This is a genomic window from Streptomyces sp. NPDC053493, from assembly GCF_044544825.1.
Taxonomy (GTDB): Bacteria; Actinomycetota; Actinomycetes; order Streptomycetales; family Streptomycetaceae; genus Streptomyces.
Map to the genome: position 1 here is coordinate 577,422 of NZ_JBITXS010000003.1, position 16,195 is coordinate 593,616.

A 16,195-nucleotide genomic window follows, 5' to 3' on the forward strand; every position below is an offset into this window, starting at 1 on the left:
TACTGTCAACTCAGCCGAGAACCTGGGGGCTTAGACGTGACCGGACAGACCAACACCCGCCTGGCGGACCTCTTCGGCCTCGCCGGCTGGTCCAAGGGCGAACTCGCGAGACTCGTGAACCGGCAGGCGGCGGCCATGGGCCACCCTCAGCTGGCGACCGACACCTCGCGGGTGCGGCGCTGGATCGACATGGGGGAGACCCCGCGCGATCCCGTGCCCCGGGTGCTGGCAGCGCTGTTCACCGAGCGACTCGGCCGTGTCGTGACCATCGAGGACCTCGGGTTCGTACGACACGGGCGCGCCGGCAAGCGGCGGGACGTCAGGAACACCGACAACCCTGACGGGCTGCCCTGGGCGCCCGAGCGTACGGCAGCGGTCCTCACCGAATTCACGGGAATGGACCTCATGCTCAACCGACGCGGCCTGGTGGGCGCGGGAGCCGCGCTTGCCGCCGGCTCCGTACTCACCAACGCCATGCACGACTGGCTCCACACCGACCCCGCACGCACCGGCGCGGCCCCCGGCGCCCTCGATCCCCTCCACGCCGACCCCGCCGGGTACGACCGCTACGAGGCCGCCCCCATCGGGTCGGAGGAGATCGAGGCCCTGGAACGCTCCGTCGAGGTCTTCCGCGCCTGGGACGCCTCCCGTGGCGGCGGCCTCCAGCGCAAGGCGGTCGTGGGCCAGTTGAACGAGGTGGGCGGCATGCTCGCCTACCACCACCCGGACCACCTCCAGCGCCGGCTGTGGGGCGTGGCGGCCAACCTGGCCGTCCTCGCCGGCTGGATGTCCCACGACGTGGGCCTGGAACCCACCGCCCAGAAGTACTTCGTCATCGCCGCACACGCCGCCCGCGAGGGCGGCGACCGGCCACGCGCCGGCGAGGCGCTCTCCCGCGCCGCCCGCCAGATGGTGCACCTGGGCCGGCCCGACGAGGCGCTCGACCTGATGAAGCTCGCCACCTCCGGCGCCGGGGAGCGGCTGCTGCCCCGCACCAAGGCCATGTTCCACACCATCGAGGCCTGGGCGCAGGCCTCGATGGGCCGGGGTCAGGCGATGCGCCGCACCCTCGGGGAGGCCGAGGACCTCTTCGTCTCCGACCGGGGCGAGGACAAGCCGAGCTGGATGCAGAACTTCGACGAGGCCGACCTGCACGGCATGCAGGCGCTCGCCTACCGCACCCTCGCCGAGCACGACCCGGCGGCCGCGGTCCCGGCGCAGCGCCACGCCAAGCTCGCGCTGGAACTGCGGCGCCACGGCCACGACCGTTCGAAGCTCTTCGACCACATCTCGCTCGCCTCGGCCTGCTTCATCGCCGACGACCCGGAACAGGCCGACCGCTACGCCCGGCTCGCCCTGGTCTCGATGGGCGACACCTCCTCGCACCGCACCTGGGACCGGCTGCGCGAGATGTACCGGCTGACCGGGCAGTACGCGGGCTACAGCAGGATCGAGGACCTGAGGGAGGAGATCGCGACGGCGCTCCCGAAGGCGCCGGCGAACCGCCCGAGAGTCTCCGAGGCGTGAGGGCCGCCAGAGGCGTGAGGTCCGCGCGGCGAACCTGAGACCGCTGTGAGGTGGGGAGGCACCGGGGCCCGGGGACGGGGCCGCCGGCCTGCCCGGCCGCCGGTACGCGGCGGCGCCGTGGGTACATGGCTGTGCCGTGCCGTGACGGCGTCTTGACGAACGACCTCACGGCGTAACGACCGCGCGGTGTCGGCCACGGTGACGGCCGTGGTGGCCCGCCCGCCACGGTGTCAGGAACCGACCCGGACCACCATCACGCAGGCGTCGTCCTCACGCGGCCCTTCGCCGAACTCCTCCACCACCGACCGGACGCAGTCCTGCGCGTCGCGCGCGGCGGCCAGGCGCGGGGCGAGGGCGAGCAGCCGCTCCGTACCGCTGTCGTCCAGGCAGTCGCCGGTGCGGGTCAGCCCGTCGGTGTGCAGCAGCAGCAGGTCGCCGGGCAGCAGCCGCGTCTCGGCCTCCTCGTAGGCCGCGCCGGTCGTCGCTCCGAGCAGCACGCCCTCGGGCCGGCGCAGGGCGTGCCCCGTTCCGTCGCGGAAGAGCAGCGGGGCGGGGTGGCCCGCCTGGGCCCAGGTGAGCGTCTGGGCGGCCGGGTCGTAGCGGCAGCACATCGCGCTGCCGAGGGCGGGCTGGACGGAGGTCTCCAGGAGCTGGTTCAGGTGCCCCATCAGGGCACCGGGCCGGATCCCGGCCACCGCCATGCCGCGCAGGGCGCCGAGGAGCATCGCCATCGAGGAGGTCGCGGCCACGCCGTGCCCGGTCAGGTCGCCGACGGTCAGCAGCGCGTCGCCGTCCGGGAGCGCCAGGGCGTCGTACCAGTCGCCGCCGATCAGACCGGTCGTCGCGGCCGGAAGATAGTGCCCGGCGACGTCGAGCGGAGCCGGGCCGTCGTGCGCGAACCGCAGGGAGCCGCGCCAGGGCGGCAGCACGGCCTCCTGGAGCTCGACGGCCACCCGGCGCTCGGTGTGCTCGATGTGCTGGTGGCGCTGGAGGCTGTCCCGGCTCTCGCGGACCGCGCGCTCACTGCGCCGCAGCTCGCTGACGTCCCGGAGCACGGCCCACATGGAGGCCGTGCAGCCGTCGGCGTCGAGGACCGGCTCACCCGTCATGTGCACGGTGCGGACCCGGCCGTCGGTGCGGACGATCCGGAACTCGCCGTCGATCGGCTTCCCGTCGATCAGGCAGTCCGTCACCATCGCCTGGAGCAGCGGCTGGTCCTCGGCGAAGACCATGGAGGGCAGCTCGTCGAGCGTCATCGGCCCGCTCTCCTTCGGGCGGCCGAAGATCTGGAACAGCTCGTCGGACCAGTGCACGTCGTCCGTGAGCAGGTCCCACTCGGCGCTGCCGACCCGGGACAGGAGCGAGCCGGTGAGGCGCGGAGCGGGCTGCTCGGCGAGACCGGAGTCGACGTAGGCGTGGGGCTGACCGGGCGCGGCGGCGGTGCGGTCCGGCTGGAACTGGCCCGGCAGGCCGGCCTTCAGCTGGCCCAAGTGGGCGCCGAGGTCGTCGAGTTGGTGCACGGCCAGATCGCACAGCGCGCGCTGCCACCGGTTGTGCGGGTCGTCCTCGTCCACGGTGGCGTCCCGGCGCACCGCGTCCACCTCGCCGCGCAGCCGGCGCGTCTGCGAGATGAGCGCGTCCACCGCACCTGGCTCGGGTGGCTGGGCGGGACGGTCCGCGAACAGATGGGACGGCATGTCGTACTCCGATGCAGGCGACGTGGCGCGGCCAAGTCTGGGAAGTGAAGCCCGGGTACGACTTTGGCACAGGCCGGGACACCTCGTAAGGGATTTGGCAACACTCGATACGGTGGTGCTTCTGGCATATGTCAAAGGCCCACATGGGGCTGCGGGGCATGCGGCCGTACGGGCACGGGTTACGGTGCTGCTGTGGTGAGCGACGAGGTGAACACAATGGGTACGGCGGTGCTGCTGGCCGCGGCACCGGCGGGACGCGGCCGGGCCATGGACGCGGCGTCCGTCCTGCCCGCGCTCGCGGCGGTGCCGGCCGGCGCGCTCGCGGGCACGGACACGGCGACGATCGTCGAACTGGCGGACCCGCTCGACCCGCAGACCGTCCTCACCCGGCTCCGCGCCGCCGCGGCCGCGCCCGGTCCACTGGCGCTCTACCTCGCCGGCCAGGTCCAGCTCGACCGCCGCCAGCACCTGCCCCACCTGGCGCTCGCCCGCAGCACTCCGACGACCCTGCGCTACACCGGACTTCCCTGGCACTGGCTGGCCACCGAACTGGCCCCGCGCCGCCCCGGCACGACCGTGGTGGTCGCCGACCTCGCCGCCGACCCCGAACTGTGGCAGCGGCTCGTCGCCGACCGGGGCGCGCTCACCCTGGGCCCGGCGGTGCCCTTCTTCGCCCGCGTCACGCCCTTCCCACGCCGCGGCGCCCTCACCACCCCGGACTACCTCCGCCATTTCGCCACCCTCTGGCGCACCGGCGCCCGCCCTCCGCTCCCCGCCCTCCACGCGGAGGCGGCGACGACCACCTCCCCGACCCACCCCGAAGCGGTCTTCCTGACCCCGGCCCCGACCCATGTCCCCCAGGCGCCGACACCTCCGCCGCTCCCGCTCCCGGTGAGTGCGCCTCAGGACGCCGCCGTGCCGACGCCGGTGGCTCCAGGTGTGGCGCAGGACGCTGCCGTGCCGGCGCCGGTGCCTGCCGGTGCGCCTCAGGGGGCCGCCCTTCCGTCTCCGCTGGCTGCCCGACAGGAAGCGGCGGGCCCACCGCAGTTCGCGGCGGCTGTCGTGCCGGCTCCGCCAGCACCGCCGGCTCCGCAGACGGACCGGGTGCCCGCCACCGCCCTCCCGGCCCCGACCGCGCCGCCCTCTGCCGGTGCTCCGTACGTCGCCGCGGCGGCAGCCGGGCCGACCCCGACGGCCCCGGCGCCCGCGCGCACGGCCGCCGAGCGCCCCGCGGAGCCGGCCCTGCCGGCCCCGTCCGCGGAGCCCGCCGAGAGCGCCGGCCCCGCCGGCCCCGCCGACGCCGTGGTCGCGGAAACGGGAGCGCCCCAGGGCGGCACCCCGCCCGTGCGCACCGACGCGCCCGTCGAGCCGCAGCCGTCCCACAGCCGTGCGCCGGACCCGGGCGAGCCACCGTCCGAGAGGTCCCCGGCGCCGCCGGCCGGGCCGCCCCGGCCCGGCAGCGAGACGGATCCGCATCCGGCGATCCTGGACGCGGCGATGGCCGGGCGGCACGCCGAGGCCGCCGCGATGGCCGCGGCCTGGGAGAGCGACGCGCTGCGGCGGTACGGACCGCGCTCCGCCGAGGCCCTGCACTGGGTGGAGGTGCGGGCGGATCTGGCACGGCTGGCCGGGGAGCCGGCCCGCAGCTGCGAGCTGTGGATCGCCGCCGCGCAGGCCCGGCTCGGGCTGCGTCAAGAACCGCACGAGCCGGACGTCGAGGGCGCGGTGGACCGGGCCCACCACCAGTGGGAGCAGATCGAGGACCCGGCACGCGCCCGCGCCCTCGGCCCGGCCCTGATCGCCCTGCGCCGCGCCGTACCCGGCCGCCACGCCGGCGCCCTCGCCGCGCTCCAGCGCAGAATGGGCGGCTGAACCGCACAACGGCCGCGGCGCGCGCGGTGGGTAGGGTCCGGCCGTGACGTCGACCGACCTGAGTGACGGCTTTCGCGATGTCGACCAGCGGCAATGGGCCCAGACGGTGATCCACCGTCGCCTCGCCGACGACCGGGACCAGCAGGAGTGCCGCTACCTGATGCGCTTCTGGTGGCAGTCGAGCATGCCGTACGAGGAGGTCTCGCTCGAGGAACTGCGCCTCAACGTCGGCGGGCAGAAGCTGGATCAGCCTTCAGGAGCGTCGGCGAGGCAGATGAGGCGCCCTGAGCGCGGCGCGCGCCGCGTTGGCGCCCGGTGCGCCGTGGACGCCTCCGCCGGGATGCGTGGTGGCCGAGCAGAGATAGAGGCCGCGGACCGGGGTGCGGGGACGGCCGGTGCCGGGGACCGGCCGGAAGACGAGCTGCTGGTGGAGGTTGGTGGTGCCCTGGTTGATCGCGCCGCCCACCAGCGCGGGGTTGAGCCGCTCCAGGTCGGGTGGCGCCAGGACGCGCCGGGCGCGGATCCTGGCGCGGAAGCCGGGTGCCAGGCGTTCGACGCCGGCCTCGACCCGGTCGGCGATCGCCTGCTTCTCCCGCTCGTCCCAGCGGCCCTCGATGCCTCCTTCGCCCGCGTCGGCGCGGATGTGCTGCGGCACGTGCGTGTAGCCCCACGCCGATTCCGTCCCGGCCGGTGAACGCCCGGCATCGGCCGTGGTCATCTGGCCGAGGACGGTGAACGGCTCCTGCGGCACCTGCCGCATGGCGAGTTGGGAGGCGAAGCGCGTGAGGGCGTCCACGCCCTCGGCGACGTGCACCGTGCCCGCACCACGCGCGCCCTCGCACTCCCAGGGGATCGGTCCTGACAGGGCCCAGTCCACCTTCACCGTGGAGAAGTCCCACTGGAAGCGGCGCAGGTCGGAGCGCAGCCGGGGCGGCAGTTCCCGGTCGTCCACGAGGCGGTCGTACAGCACGGGCGCCGGGATGTCGGCGAGGACCGCCCGCCGCGCCGGGATCTCGGTCCCGTCCTCGGTCCGCACCCCGACCGCCCGGCCCTTGCGGACGACGACGCCGGTGACGGCGCGGCCGCACCGCACGTCGCCGCCGTGAGCGCGCAGCCGCGCCACGAGGGCGTCCGTCAGCCGGCCCGCGCCGCCGACGGGCACCGGGAAGCCGTGCTCCTGACCGAGCATGCACATCAGCCAGCCGAACCCGCCGCCGAGGGCGGATTCGGGCGCCAGGTCGGCGTGCAGGGCGTTTCCCGCGATCAGCAGCCGCCCGCCTTCGCCTCCGAAGTGCTCCTCACCGAAACGCCGCGCCGGCAGCAGCATGGTCCGCAGCAGCCGCAGTCCCGCCTCGGGCCCCGTGCGGGCGGCGAGCCGCAGACCCGCGCGGGCCGGCGGGAACGGCGTGAACAGGCACCCGATCAGGTCGTCGCCGACATGCCGCCAGAGGCGGTACAAGTACTCCCAGGCCGCGCCGTCGCCGGCCGAGAACTCCGCCAGCGAGGCAGCCGTACGCCGCAGGTCCCGGCTGAGCACCGGACAGCGCCCGTCGGCGAGCGGATGGGCCACCACGGCCGCGGCGTGGCTCCACCGCAGGCCGTACCGGTCGAGTCCGAGGCCACGGATCACGGGCGAGGCGGCGGCCAGCGGGTAGAAGGCGCTGAAGGTGTCATGGACGTAGTCCGGATGGACGCCCCGGTCGCTGCGCACCGCGCCACCCGGCTCCTCGCAGGCCTCCACGACGACGACCTGCCAGCCCGCGTCGGCCAGCAGGTTGGCCGCCACCAGCCCGTTGGGGCCGGCGCCGATGACCACGGCGTCAGGCGCGGCCATGAGCGCGCTGCCTTTCCGAGACGGCGACCTGGCTCAGCCGGTCCAGCATCTTGCGGTGGCGCCAGCGGGTGACCGCGTCGACGGCGGAGTTGTGCCAGCGTGCGGCGGGCCCGTTCAACGGGTGCTCGTCGACGATGACCAGCGTGCCGTCACCCCAGGGTTCGAGGCGGAAGGCGATGCGTGCGCTGCCCACCTCGGTCCTCGCCTCCAGTTCGAGGCGGCGGCCTGGTTCGCACAGCCGGGAGATCGTGCGGCCGCGGTACGGCCACGGGCCGAGCTTGATGGTGTAGCCGAGCTCCGCGCCCGGCGCGGGCCACTGCCCCTCCTGCTCCCAGGAGTCATGGGTGCCCACGACGAACCGCGAGTACAGCCGGCCCTCACTGAGGACCGCCCACACCGCGTCGGGAGGGGCTTCGATGAGTCGGTTCCACTGAGCCACGGTGGTGGCCTCCTTGTGCCTGGCGATACCTAGGGGCAGCGGGAACGTGAGCGGGCACCGAGGACGCCGGCCCCGACCGCGGTCACGGCGGTGGCCGCCGCGGCCCGGCGGACCGCCGTGCGGGCGCGTGCGTGCCGCCCGCCGGCGACCGCCGCCGTGTCCGCGGAGGGCGCGTACAGCCTGCCGGTGGTGTCCGGCGCCGTGCCCGGGGCGTCGAGGTAGCCGCGCTCGGTGCGGTAGCGGATCACGGCCCGCAGCGGGCCGGGCGCCAGGAGATGGGCGAGCGGCAGCATCCGCGCGCCCGGACCGACGGCGACGCGCCGCCGAGGGCGGGCGGCGGTGCGCAGCACGGCGCGCGCCACGCGTTCGGGTGTGGCGACGGCCGGCAACGACCGCAGTCGGCGGCCCGTGTGGTGGGCCGCGTGCTCGAAGAACGGGGTGTCGACGCCGGTGGGCAGCACCGTGCACACGGCGATGCCGCGGTCGCCGCCGGCGACGAGCTCCTGGCGCAGCGTCTCGTCCAGCGTGACCAGCGCGGCCTTCGAGGCGGCGTAGGCACCCATGTACGGTGCCACGATCACGCCGCCGAGGACGGAGGCGACATCGATGATCACGCCATGGCCCTGGCGGCGCATCACGGGCAGCGCCGCCCGGGCACCGTACAGGGCGCCCAGGACGTTGACCTCCCACAGCCGGCGCAGGTCGGCCGGCGGCACCGTGTCGAGGCGGCCGAGGATGCCGACACCCGCCGCGTTCACCCAGACGTCGATGCGGCCGTAGCGGTCGACCGCCGTCCTCGCCACCCGGTCCATCGCCTCCGCCTCGGTGACATCGGCGGTCACGGCCACCGCCTCGGCCCGCGGGTGCGCACGCGCGCATTCCCGGGTGACCGAGTCCAGGGCCTGAGTGCTGCGGGCGGTCACGACGACCCGGGCGCCGGTCCCGCCGAACGCCCGCACCACCGCCCGTCCGATTCCACTGGAGGCGCCGGTGACCACGACCACGGTTCCCGGCGCCCGGCTGCCTCGCCTTCTGCCCATGACCCGCTAGTGACCGGTCCGGGCCGATTTCATTCGCTCGACTTCCACTCGCCCGGGAACACCCCCCGCTGACCTGCCGCGCTCCACCGCGGGCCTGACATCATCGACGTATGGCCTCCTCCGTCCCGACCGCACCCGCCGCCCCGCCCCCGCCCCTGATCACCGAGCGTCTCGTGCTGCGACCCGTACGCACCCGGGACGTCCCGGCCGTGACGCGGCTGTGGACCGACGAGGAGGTACGGCGCCACCTGGGAGGGCCGGTCACCGAGGCCGTGATCCGGATCCGGCAGCGGCGGATCGTGGGCGCGCCGGGCTGCCTCGCCGTGGAGCGGGCGGCCGACGGCGTGGTGCTCGGCCTGGTCACGGTGGCGCCGGAGGGGCACGGCGGGGAGACGGAGGTCTCGTACCAGTTCCTGCCCGAGCACTGGGGCCGGGGATACGCGCGCGAGGCCGTCGCCGCGGCGGTCGAACGGGCCCTGCGGGAGGTGCCGGCGGTCGTCGCCGTCACGCAGGAGGCCAACGCCCGCTCACGCCGGCTCCTCACGGCCGTCGGCATGACCCACGTCGCGTCCTTCGTGGAGTGGGACGCCCACCAGGTGCTCTACCGGCGCGAGCGGACGTCCTCCGACAGCCGGGGTCCCACGCGCCTCAGAAGCGGGCGTGCGTCGTGATGTCGGACTCGAACTGCTCGATCATCTCCGGCGTCACGGTCGGCCGGCACTGTCCGATCGCGTCCAGGTAGTCCGCGGTCGTCGCGCCCGGCGCGGGTCCGGCACCGGTACCGTCGCCGGCCCGGGCGCCGACCGCCACGAGATCGCGCTCGAAGGAGTTCTGGGCGGCGATGCGGGCCGCGTGCTCGATGTCGGCCGGGGTGAACAGGTCGCTCGCCACCACCAGCGCGTCCACGTCGACCTCGGGGCGCGCGTCGGTGTAGCGGGACCAGATCGCCGCCCGCGCCGCCTTGTCCGGCGTACCGATGGGGATCAGGTAGTCGAAGCGGCCGGGTCGCAGGAAGGCCGGGTCGAGGGAGCGGATGGAGTTGGTGGCGCAGACCAGGAGCCGCTCGTCGCGTTCCCTGAACCCGGGGATCAGCTTGAGGAGTTCGTTCGTCACGCCGTGCATCCCGCCCGGCTGCACCGGCTCGGCGCGTACCGGCGCGATCTCCTCGACCTCGTCGATGAAGACCAGGACGCGCTCCAGCTCGGCGATCCGGGCGAAGGCGGCGCGCAGCGCGGCCGCCAGATTGCCCTCGTCGGCGAGCCGCGACGGCAGGATCTCGACGAACGGCCAGCCGAGCCGGGAGGCGATGGCGCGGGCGAAGGTGGTCTTGCCGGTGCCGGGCGGCCCGAACAGGCCGATGGCGCGCGGTGGGCGCACACCGTGGCGGGCGGCGCGCTCGGGTTCGGCGAGCGGCAGGACGACACGCCGTTCGATCAGGTCCTTCTCCCGTTCCATGCCGGCCACCTTGGTCCACAGGTCGGCGGGCAGGACCCGGCCGCCGAGGTCCTCCAGGAGGTTCGCGGCGGGCCCGTGGAGCGGTTCGACCTTCTCGAAGTAGGCGACGGCGGGCTGCCGGGTGTAGCCGGCGTTGAGCAGGCCCTCTCCGTGCAGCTCCTCCTCGGGCAGCACGTAGGCGATCCGGCCGACCCGCGCGGCCACCAGGCGCCGTTCCAGCTCCACCAGGAGGGCGCTGGCCAGGCCCCGGCCGCGCCAGGCCGAGGAGATCGCGATGCGCATCACCCAGGCCCGTTCACCGGCGACACAGGCGAGCGCGGCGCCGATGGGCGCGCCCTGGTGGACGGCGACGACGGCGGGCTGGCGGGAGGTCAGGGCGCCGATGCACTCGGCGAGCGAGAAGACCGACTCCTGGCCGAGTTCCGCCGTGGTGTCGATCAGATGGACGACCGCGGCGAGATCGCTCTCGCGGTAGTCGTGGATGAGCCAGTTCACCGGTGTACCGCCCCTCGTTCGTGGTGCTGTCGCGCCTCGTGTCGGCGAGGCTAGGCGGGGCGGCGGGGCCGGGTCCTGCGCCGCCGTGCACAAGCGGCGCACGCCGAATGCTCCGCAGTGGCTCTATGCGGCGGAGCGCGGCCGGGCCACGCCCGGGCGCGCCAGTCCGGGCGCGGGCCCGGACGTGCGAGAGCCCCCGGAGGCTCGGCTTCGAGGGCCTCCGGGGGCTCTTCCGGGCTCGATGCCCGGCGCGGTCGGGACGGTCGGCGCGGTCGGGACGGTCGGCGTGGTCGGGGCGGACGGCGCGGTCGGCGCGGACCGTCAGTACGCCGGTGCCAGCTTCGGGTTGGGGCCGTGGGCGTTCGCCTGGGCGTCGCCCTCGGTGGCGAGGAAGACGATCAGGATGATGGCGCCGACGAGCGGGACGAGGTCGATGAGGATCCACCAGCCCGAGCGGCCCGTGTCGTGCAGGCGGCGGACGGTGACGCCGAGGCTCGGCAGCAGGACGCCGAGCAGGTAGACGACGTACAGCAGCGGGTAGGTGCCGATCGCCATGTCGACGACGGCGACGACGATCGCGGCGATCGTGTTGAGGAGCGTGAACATCCAGAATTCCTGGCGCCGCGCCCGGCCGGTGAATACCGCGTACTTCTTGAGCACATCGAGGTACCAGTTCACTTCGTCCCCCCAAGGGCTGGGTCGGCGTGTCTCGTGCAGAAGCTTTACGCCGAACTTATGTGACCCAAACCACAGGGGCGGATTTGTTACCGGGCGGCGACCGTCCGCCCGTAACAGCTGTGACGCACGTGAACGGCGTCGCCCTCTCGTACGAGAGAGGCGACGCCGTTCCTCGAGAGGATCGGACCGCTACGTCCTTCTCTTGCTCATCAGCAGTCCGCCCGCGGTGAGAGCGAACAGGCAGACACAGGCGCCGGTGATGACATTGCTGAGGATCGCGCCGGTACCGGCGTCCCGGGAGACCACCCACGGGGAGACGATCAGCCACACACCCATCAGCAGCACCACGAAGTTGAGGTCCTGGGACCTCTCCGGTGCCATCGACATGCACAGACCGATGCCCGCGAGAGCGAGGCCGACGATCAGGTTGCTGATGGCGAGCTCCGGCTTCGCGGCGGAGAAGTGGACCGTCCATGCGGAGACGGCGGCGTAGATTCCGGCGAGGATCACCAGTTCCTCGACCGCCGCCACACCACGGGTCTGGAGCATGCGGGCATAACGCTCCCGCATTTCTCCTGCGTCCGGGTGTCCTCTGATATCACCGGGACGGTGAGAGACGTCGGCCATACGACTCGCCTCCTTCTGGCGTCTTGCACGTCTGACCGCGCTTCACGGCACGAGGCCGCGGTTTCATTGTGCGCTTATCTGGCCTTTATGTGTAGACGGGCCGGATAAGGGATCTGTACAGAAATGCACCGCTGATTGTGCGGGGAATCTCCAAATCCACCGGAGAATCAACAAAATGTGCGGTGCGGGAGGCCGCCCCGGCCGCCTCGCATCACCGCGAATAGGGGCGGGTGATGATCTCCATGTTGTGGCCGGACGGGTCGTCGAAATAGGCGCCGCGGCCACCGAAGAGGCGGTTGATCCGGTCCGGCTCGGTGTGCTGCGGATCGGCGTAGTGCGTGACGCGCATCCGGTCCAGCCGGCCGATCATCGCGTCGAACTCCTCGTCGGGCACGAGGAACGCGTAGTGCCCGGGCGTGAAGTCGCCGTCCGCCGCCTCGTAGTAGTCGAGGGTGACGCCGTTGCCGGTGTCCACCGGCAGGAACGGTCCGAAGGGCGCACCGACCTCCAGGCCGAGGACCTCGGCGAGGAACTCGGCGGAGGCCCGCTTGTCACGGGCATGGATGACAGTGTGGTTGAGCTCGACGGCCACAGATGGGTCCTTTCGTGGGGTGTGCGCTGGTCGCTTCCTCCTCCCGTACGCGCGTTCACGCGGATACGGGACGGACGACCGCGGCGGACCCCGCGCCCACCCTCCGGCGGCGCTCACGCCACGGCCGGGCGCCTCTCTCGATCACGGCCCATGGCCGACCCGGCAGTCATATGATCAAGGTAACGCGCCGCTCCCGGCCGCGGCAACGTCGTGTTCCGGCCAGGTGTGGCTGGACCTTCCGGCACGTAGCCTGGAAGTGGACTCGGGGCCGCACGTTTCCACCGCCGGGAGGCGGACGACGATGACCGGAATCGTTACCAGGAGCTTCGACTCCGCTGACGAGACACGCCCGTTCGAGGGCGGCAAGGGCCGGCTCGACCTGGTGACCACTGACAGCGGCGCGGTCGGCCGCGCCGTGTTCGAATCGGGCTGGAAGTGGTCCGAGCATGTGAAGCCCCTCGCGGGCACGGACACCTGCCAGGCGCATCACGTCGGCTACGTGGTCAGCGGCAGAATGCACGTGGTCATGAACGACGGCGAGTCCGCCGAGCTGGGGCCCGGCGACTTCTACGAGATCCAGCCGGGGCACGACGCCTGGGTGCTCGGGGACGAGCGCTGTGTCGCCCTCGACTGGGTCGGCTTCGGCGACTACGCCAAGGAGGGCGACTCCTGAGGAGGCCCCGGCCCGGCCGGTGCCCAGCCGGAAGCCGACAGACAGCAGCCGGCAGCCAGCAGACGGCAGACGGCAGCCGGCAGCCGGCAGTGGGCTGCTGTCAGCGGTCAGGCGTCAGGAGTGACCGAAGCGCACGCCCTCCCACGGCACCCGGTCCGCCGGGAACGAGTCGGGAGAGCGCTGTCCGAGCGTGCGCGGCGGGGCCGCCTCGATCACCGGATCGGCGCCCTCCACCTCCCGCAGCCACGTCCTGAGCGCGTCGCGCAGACCGTCCGCGACCCGCCGGTGCGAGGTGAGCCCGGCCAGGTTCTCCAACTCGTAGGGATCCGCCGCCAGGTCGTACAGCTCGGTCTCCCGGTAGCGGTCCGCGGACGCGTCCTGCCAGGCGTCGAAGCCGCTCGGCGCCGTCACCACGTACTTCCACCGGTCCGTGCGCACCGCCCGGCCGATGACGTCCTCGCTGATCTGCACGAACACCGAGAACGGCCGGTCGGGTTCGGTGCCGCCGCCGACCAGCGGGCGCAGTGAACGGCCGTGCACGCCCTGCGGCACCTCGAGCCCGGCCGCGTCGAGCAGCGTGGGCATCAGATCCACCGTCGACACCGGCTGGCGGATCCGGCCGCCGCCGCGGAAACCGGGGCCGGTGAGCACGAACGGCACGCGCACCGACGCCTCGTGGGCGGACCGCTTGTACTCGCCGTTGCGGGTACGGAAGTGGGAGCCGTGGTCGGCGGTCCACGCCAGCACGGTGTCGTCCTCGATGCCGAGGCTGCGCAGCGTGTCGCGCAGCCGGCCCACACCTTCGTCGACCCGCTTGATCTGGCCCAGATAGCCCGCGAGATGGCGGTGCGCGCCGCCCTGGGGCGCGCCCGGGCTCAGCGCGGCGAGGTCCGGCGGCAGCCAGGCGCCCTCGAAGCGCTCCCGGTAGCCGGCCGGGGCCGGGTAGTCGTCGGTGGCGTTCTGGTGGTGCGGCTCCAGGAGCGACAGGAACAGCAGGAACGGACGCTCGTGGTGGTCGGCGACGAAGCGGATCGCCGCGTCGATCAGGGCGTCGGAACGATAGCCGGGCAGCCGGACCGGCTCGCCGTCCTCGCCGTACAGCACCGTCCGGTACGCGTCCGAGGTGAACTCCAGCCGGTCCGAGGCCAGCCAGCGCTCGTAGCCGCCGCGCTGCTCGGGCGGCACCGGCCCGTCGGGGTGCTCCTCGCCCGCCAGATGCCACTTGCCGATGTAGCCGGTCACGTAACCCGCCGCCGCGAACTCCGCCGCGAGCGTGGTTGTTTCCGCTCCGAGCGGAAGTCCGTTGCGGAACACCCCGGTCGCCGTCGGGAAACGGCCGGTCTGCAGCGCGGCCCGCGCCGGCGCGCACACCGGGTTGGGCGAGATCGCCTGCTCGACCAGCGTGCCCTCGCGGGCCAGCCGGTCGAACTCGGGCGTGACGCCGGCCGGATTGCCGTGCGCGCCCGTGGTGTCCCACCGCTGCTGGTCGGTGAGGACCACGATCACGCGGGGCCGGGTGGTCGGCATACGCATCCCTTCGAGGCGCGGGGCGGTGCGGCGATGGACCGCGGTAATTAATTTCGCAGAGGAAGTAATGCCTGCGCCAGAGGGGAGCTGCAGAAGATCGATTCGGCGACGGGCAGGACCTTCGCAACGCACCCGACGGGCCGTCAACTGTCCACAGGATCCCCGCGAAACGGCCCACGATGATTCAATCGGCCTCCACGGGGCCTCGGACAATCACCCGCCGGTGCCCGGCACACACCCCTGCGACCAGCACGTTCTCGCCGAGACCGGCCCCGCGAGGCCGCGGCGTCCCCCGGACGCGGGCCCGGTGGCCGGTGCCGGCCGCGGGCGACGCACGGCGTCCCTGACTTCACGCCGATTTCACACCGCCGCAACGAACCGACGCGGAGCGGGACGCTCCGATCCGAGACGAGGCATGCATGAGCCCGATCCACCACGGCCCGCGACCCGCGGGCGACGGACGGCGCGCGACCAACGCGGCCACCGTCCTGCGCACCGTCCTCGACCACGGACCCGTCGCCCGCAGCGCCGTCGCCCGGCTCTCCGGCCTCAGCCCCGCCGCCGTCTCCCGTCAGGCCACCGACCTGCTCCGGCACGGCCTGCTGCGGGAGCTGCCCGAACGCGCCGAGACCGGCGGCCCCGGCCGTCCGCAGATCCCCGTCGACCTGCACCTCGGCGCCACCGCCGGCCCCGTCGTGGGCGGCGTCCACCTCGGCGCGCCCGCCTCCACCCTCAGCCTCGTCGACCTCCGCGGCCGGGTCGTCGCCCGGCGCTCCCTGCGCCACCACGGCCTCGACCCGCGGACCCTGCCCGCCACCCTCGCCCTGCACCTGAGGGCCTTTCTCGCCGACCACGTCGGCACGCGTCCCCTGCTCGGCGTCGGCGCCGCCCTCGGCGGCTGGGTCGATCCCGACCGCGGACGGGTCGTCCGCCACGACGCCCTGGGCTGGTACCAGCGGCCGCTCGCCGCCGAACTCACCCGCGGCCTCGGCGGACTGACCGTCCGGGCCGACAACCACGCCCGGGCCGTCGCCCAGTCGGAGATCCTCTTCGGCCGCCCCGAGGCCCGCCGCAGCCTCGTCCACCTCTTCGTCGGCAACGTCGTCGACGCCGCCCTCGGCATCGCCGGCGTCGTGCACCAGGGCCCCGGCTCGGCCGCCGGCGACGTGGCCCACCTGCCCGTGCCCGACTCCACCGTCGCCTGCCCGTGCGGGCGTTCGGGCTGCCTGGAGGCCACCGTCGCCAACCGCGCGCTCGGCGAGACCGCCTACCGCCGGGGCATCGTGCCCGAACCCGACACGGCCCTGCTGGTGGACGCGGCCGCCGCCGGCGACCGGCGCGCCGACCGGCTGCTGCGCGAGCGGGCCCGGGCCGTCGGCCGCGCCGTCGCGCTGCTGCTCGACGTCCTCAACCCCGACCTCGTGGTCGTCACCGAGCACGCCAGCCTCCTGGAGCCCGGCTACCTGGAGGAGATCCGGGGCGCCGCCGTCGACCTCTCGCACGTCTGCGACGACCCCGAACGCATCGTCAGCCCGCACGCCGGACCCGCCGCCATGCCCGTCGCCGCCGGTACGGTCCTGCTCAACCCGCTGTTCCGCAACCCGCTCCAGGGCCTCGCGGGTCTCACCGGCGACCGGGCGGGCCCGGCCGGAGCGCGGCACGACGCCTGAGCCCCGTACGGACCGCGCCACGGAAGGAGCGGCGGCCGGCGCCGGACGACCGGCCTCGGCGCGCCGCCC

At 73.9% G+C, this 16,195-nt stretch carries 14 protein-coding genes; 5 read left to right on the forward strand and 9 right to left on the reverse strand.

Going from position 1 to position 16,195, the window contains the following annotated elements:
- Positions 1–36: 36 nt before the first annotated feature.
- The gene (locus tag ACIGO8_RS12415) at positions 37–1,527 is read left to right on the forward strand and encodes a hypothetical protein (protein WP_399728014.1); all 1,491 of its coding nucleotides are present in this window, start codon (positions 37–39) and stop codon (positions 1,525–1,527) included.
- A 230-nt stretch (positions 1,528–1,757) separates the two neighbouring features.
- On the opposite strand, the gene ACIGO8_RS12420 is transcribed toward ACIGO8_RS12415, so the two are convergent.
- A complete protein-coding gene (locus tag ACIGO8_RS12420) occupies positions 1,758–3,224 on the reverse strand; it encodes a PP2C family protein-serine/threonine phosphatase (RefSeq protein ID WP_399728017.1) in 1,467 nt (488 codons plus the stop codon).
- Between the two features lie 216 nt (positions 3,225–3,440).
- Here ACIGO8_RS12420 and ACIGO8_RS12425 point away from each other — a divergent pair, with 216 nt between their 5' ends.
- Positions 3,441–5,096 carry a hypothetical protein gene (locus ACIGO8_RS12425; protein ID WP_399728020.1) on the forward strand — a complete coding sequence of 552 codons (1,656 nt, stop codon included), beginning with the start codon at positions 3,441–3,443 and terminating at the stop codon, positions 5,094–5,096.
- Positions 5,097–5,349: 253 nt separating this feature from the next.
- On the opposite strand, the gene ACIGO8_RS12430 is transcribed toward ACIGO8_RS12425, so the two are convergent.
- The 3 genes from ACIGO8_RS12430 to ACIGO8_RS12440 are packed head-to-tail and all read right to left on the reverse strand — an operon-like array spanning position 5,350 to position 8,409.
- Complete coding sequence (locus tag ACIGO8_RS12430; protein WP_399728023.1) at positions 5,350–6,930, reverse strand: phytoene desaturase family protein; 1,581 nt, start codon at positions 6,928–6,930, stop codon at positions 5,350–5,352.
- The gene (locus ACIGO8_RS12435) at positions 6,917–7,369 is read right to left on the reverse strand and encodes an SRPBCC family protein (protein ID WP_399728026.1); all 453 of its coding nucleotides are present in this window, start codon (positions 7,367–7,369) and stop codon (positions 6,917–6,919) included. Before ACIGO8_RS12435 ends, ACIGO8_RS12430 begins: the two co-directional genes overlap by 14 nt.
- Before the next feature lie 29 nt (positions 7,370–7,398).
- Positions 7,399–8,409, reverse strand: coding sequence for an SDR family NAD(P)-dependent oxidoreductase (locus tag ACIGO8_RS12440; RefSeq protein WP_399728029.1), 1,011 nt, complete (start codon positions 8,407–8,409; stop codon positions 7,399–7,401).
- Between the two features lie 110 nt (positions 8,410–8,519).
- Between ACIGO8_RS12440 and ACIGO8_RS12445 the strand changes: the two genes are divergently transcribed.
- Positions 8,520–9,080, forward strand: coding sequence for a GNAT family N-acetyltransferase (locus tag ACIGO8_RS12445; protein WP_399728032.1), 561 nt, complete (start codon positions 8,520–8,522; stop codon positions 9,078–9,080).
- Here ACIGO8_RS12445 and ACIGO8_RS12450 read toward each other — a convergent pair.
- The 4 genes from ACIGO8_RS12450 to ACIGO8_RS12465 all read right to left on the reverse strand — a co-directional run bounded on the left by ACIGO8_RS12450 (position 9,058) and on the right by ACIGO8_RS12465 (position 12,256).
- Positions 9,058–10,359 carry an ATP-binding protein gene (locus ACIGO8_RS12450; protein WP_399728035.1) on the reverse strand — a complete coding sequence of 434 codons (1,302 nt, stop codon included), beginning with the start codon at positions 10,357–10,359 and terminating at the stop codon, positions 9,058–9,060. The genes ACIGO8_RS12445 and ACIGO8_RS12450 overlap by 23 nt on opposite strands.
- A gap of 321 nt (positions 10,360–10,680) precedes the next feature.
- Complete coding sequence (locus tag ACIGO8_RS12455; protein WP_399728038.1) at positions 10,681–11,037, reverse strand: DUF805 domain-containing protein; 357 nt, start codon at positions 11,035–11,037, stop codon at positions 10,681–10,683.
- A gap of 189 nt (positions 11,038–11,226) precedes the next feature.
- Positions 11,227–11,607, reverse strand: coding sequence for an SPW repeat protein (locus ACIGO8_RS12460; protein WP_399728041.1), 381 nt, complete (start codon positions 11,605–11,607; stop codon positions 11,227–11,229).
- Between the two features lie 268 nt (positions 11,608–11,875).
- Positions 11,876–12,256 carry a VOC family protein gene (locus ACIGO8_RS12465; protein ID WP_399728044.1) on the reverse strand — a complete coding sequence of 127 codons (381 nt, stop codon included), beginning with the start codon at positions 12,254–12,256 and terminating at the stop codon, positions 11,876–11,878.
- A gap of 301 nt (positions 12,257–12,557) precedes the next feature.
- On the opposite strand from ACIGO8_RS12465, the gene ACIGO8_RS12470 reads away from it, so the two are divergent.
- On the forward strand, positions 12,558–12,929 hold the full coding sequence (locus ACIGO8_RS12470; RefSeq protein ID WP_399728047.1) for a cupin domain-containing protein: 372 nt from the start codon (positions 12,558–12,560) through the stop codon (positions 12,927–12,929).
- A gap of 114 nt (positions 12,930–13,043) precedes the next feature.
- Here the strand turns inward: ACIGO8_RS12470 and ACIGO8_RS12475 are convergent, their stop codons facing one another.
- Complete coding sequence (locus ACIGO8_RS12475; RefSeq protein WP_399728050.1) at positions 13,044–14,456, reverse strand: sulfatase-like hydrolase/transferase; 1,413 nt, start codon at positions 14,454–14,456, stop codon at positions 13,044–13,046.
- A 419-nt stretch (positions 14,457–14,875) separates the two neighbouring features.
- Here ACIGO8_RS12475 and ACIGO8_RS12480 point away from each other — a divergent pair, with 419 nt between their 5' ends.
- A complete protein-coding gene (locus ACIGO8_RS12480; RefSeq protein ID WP_399728052.1) occupies positions 14,876–16,126 on the forward strand; it encodes an ROK family protein in 1,251 nt (416 codons plus the stop codon).
- Positions 16,127–16,195 lie beyond the last annotated feature (69 nt).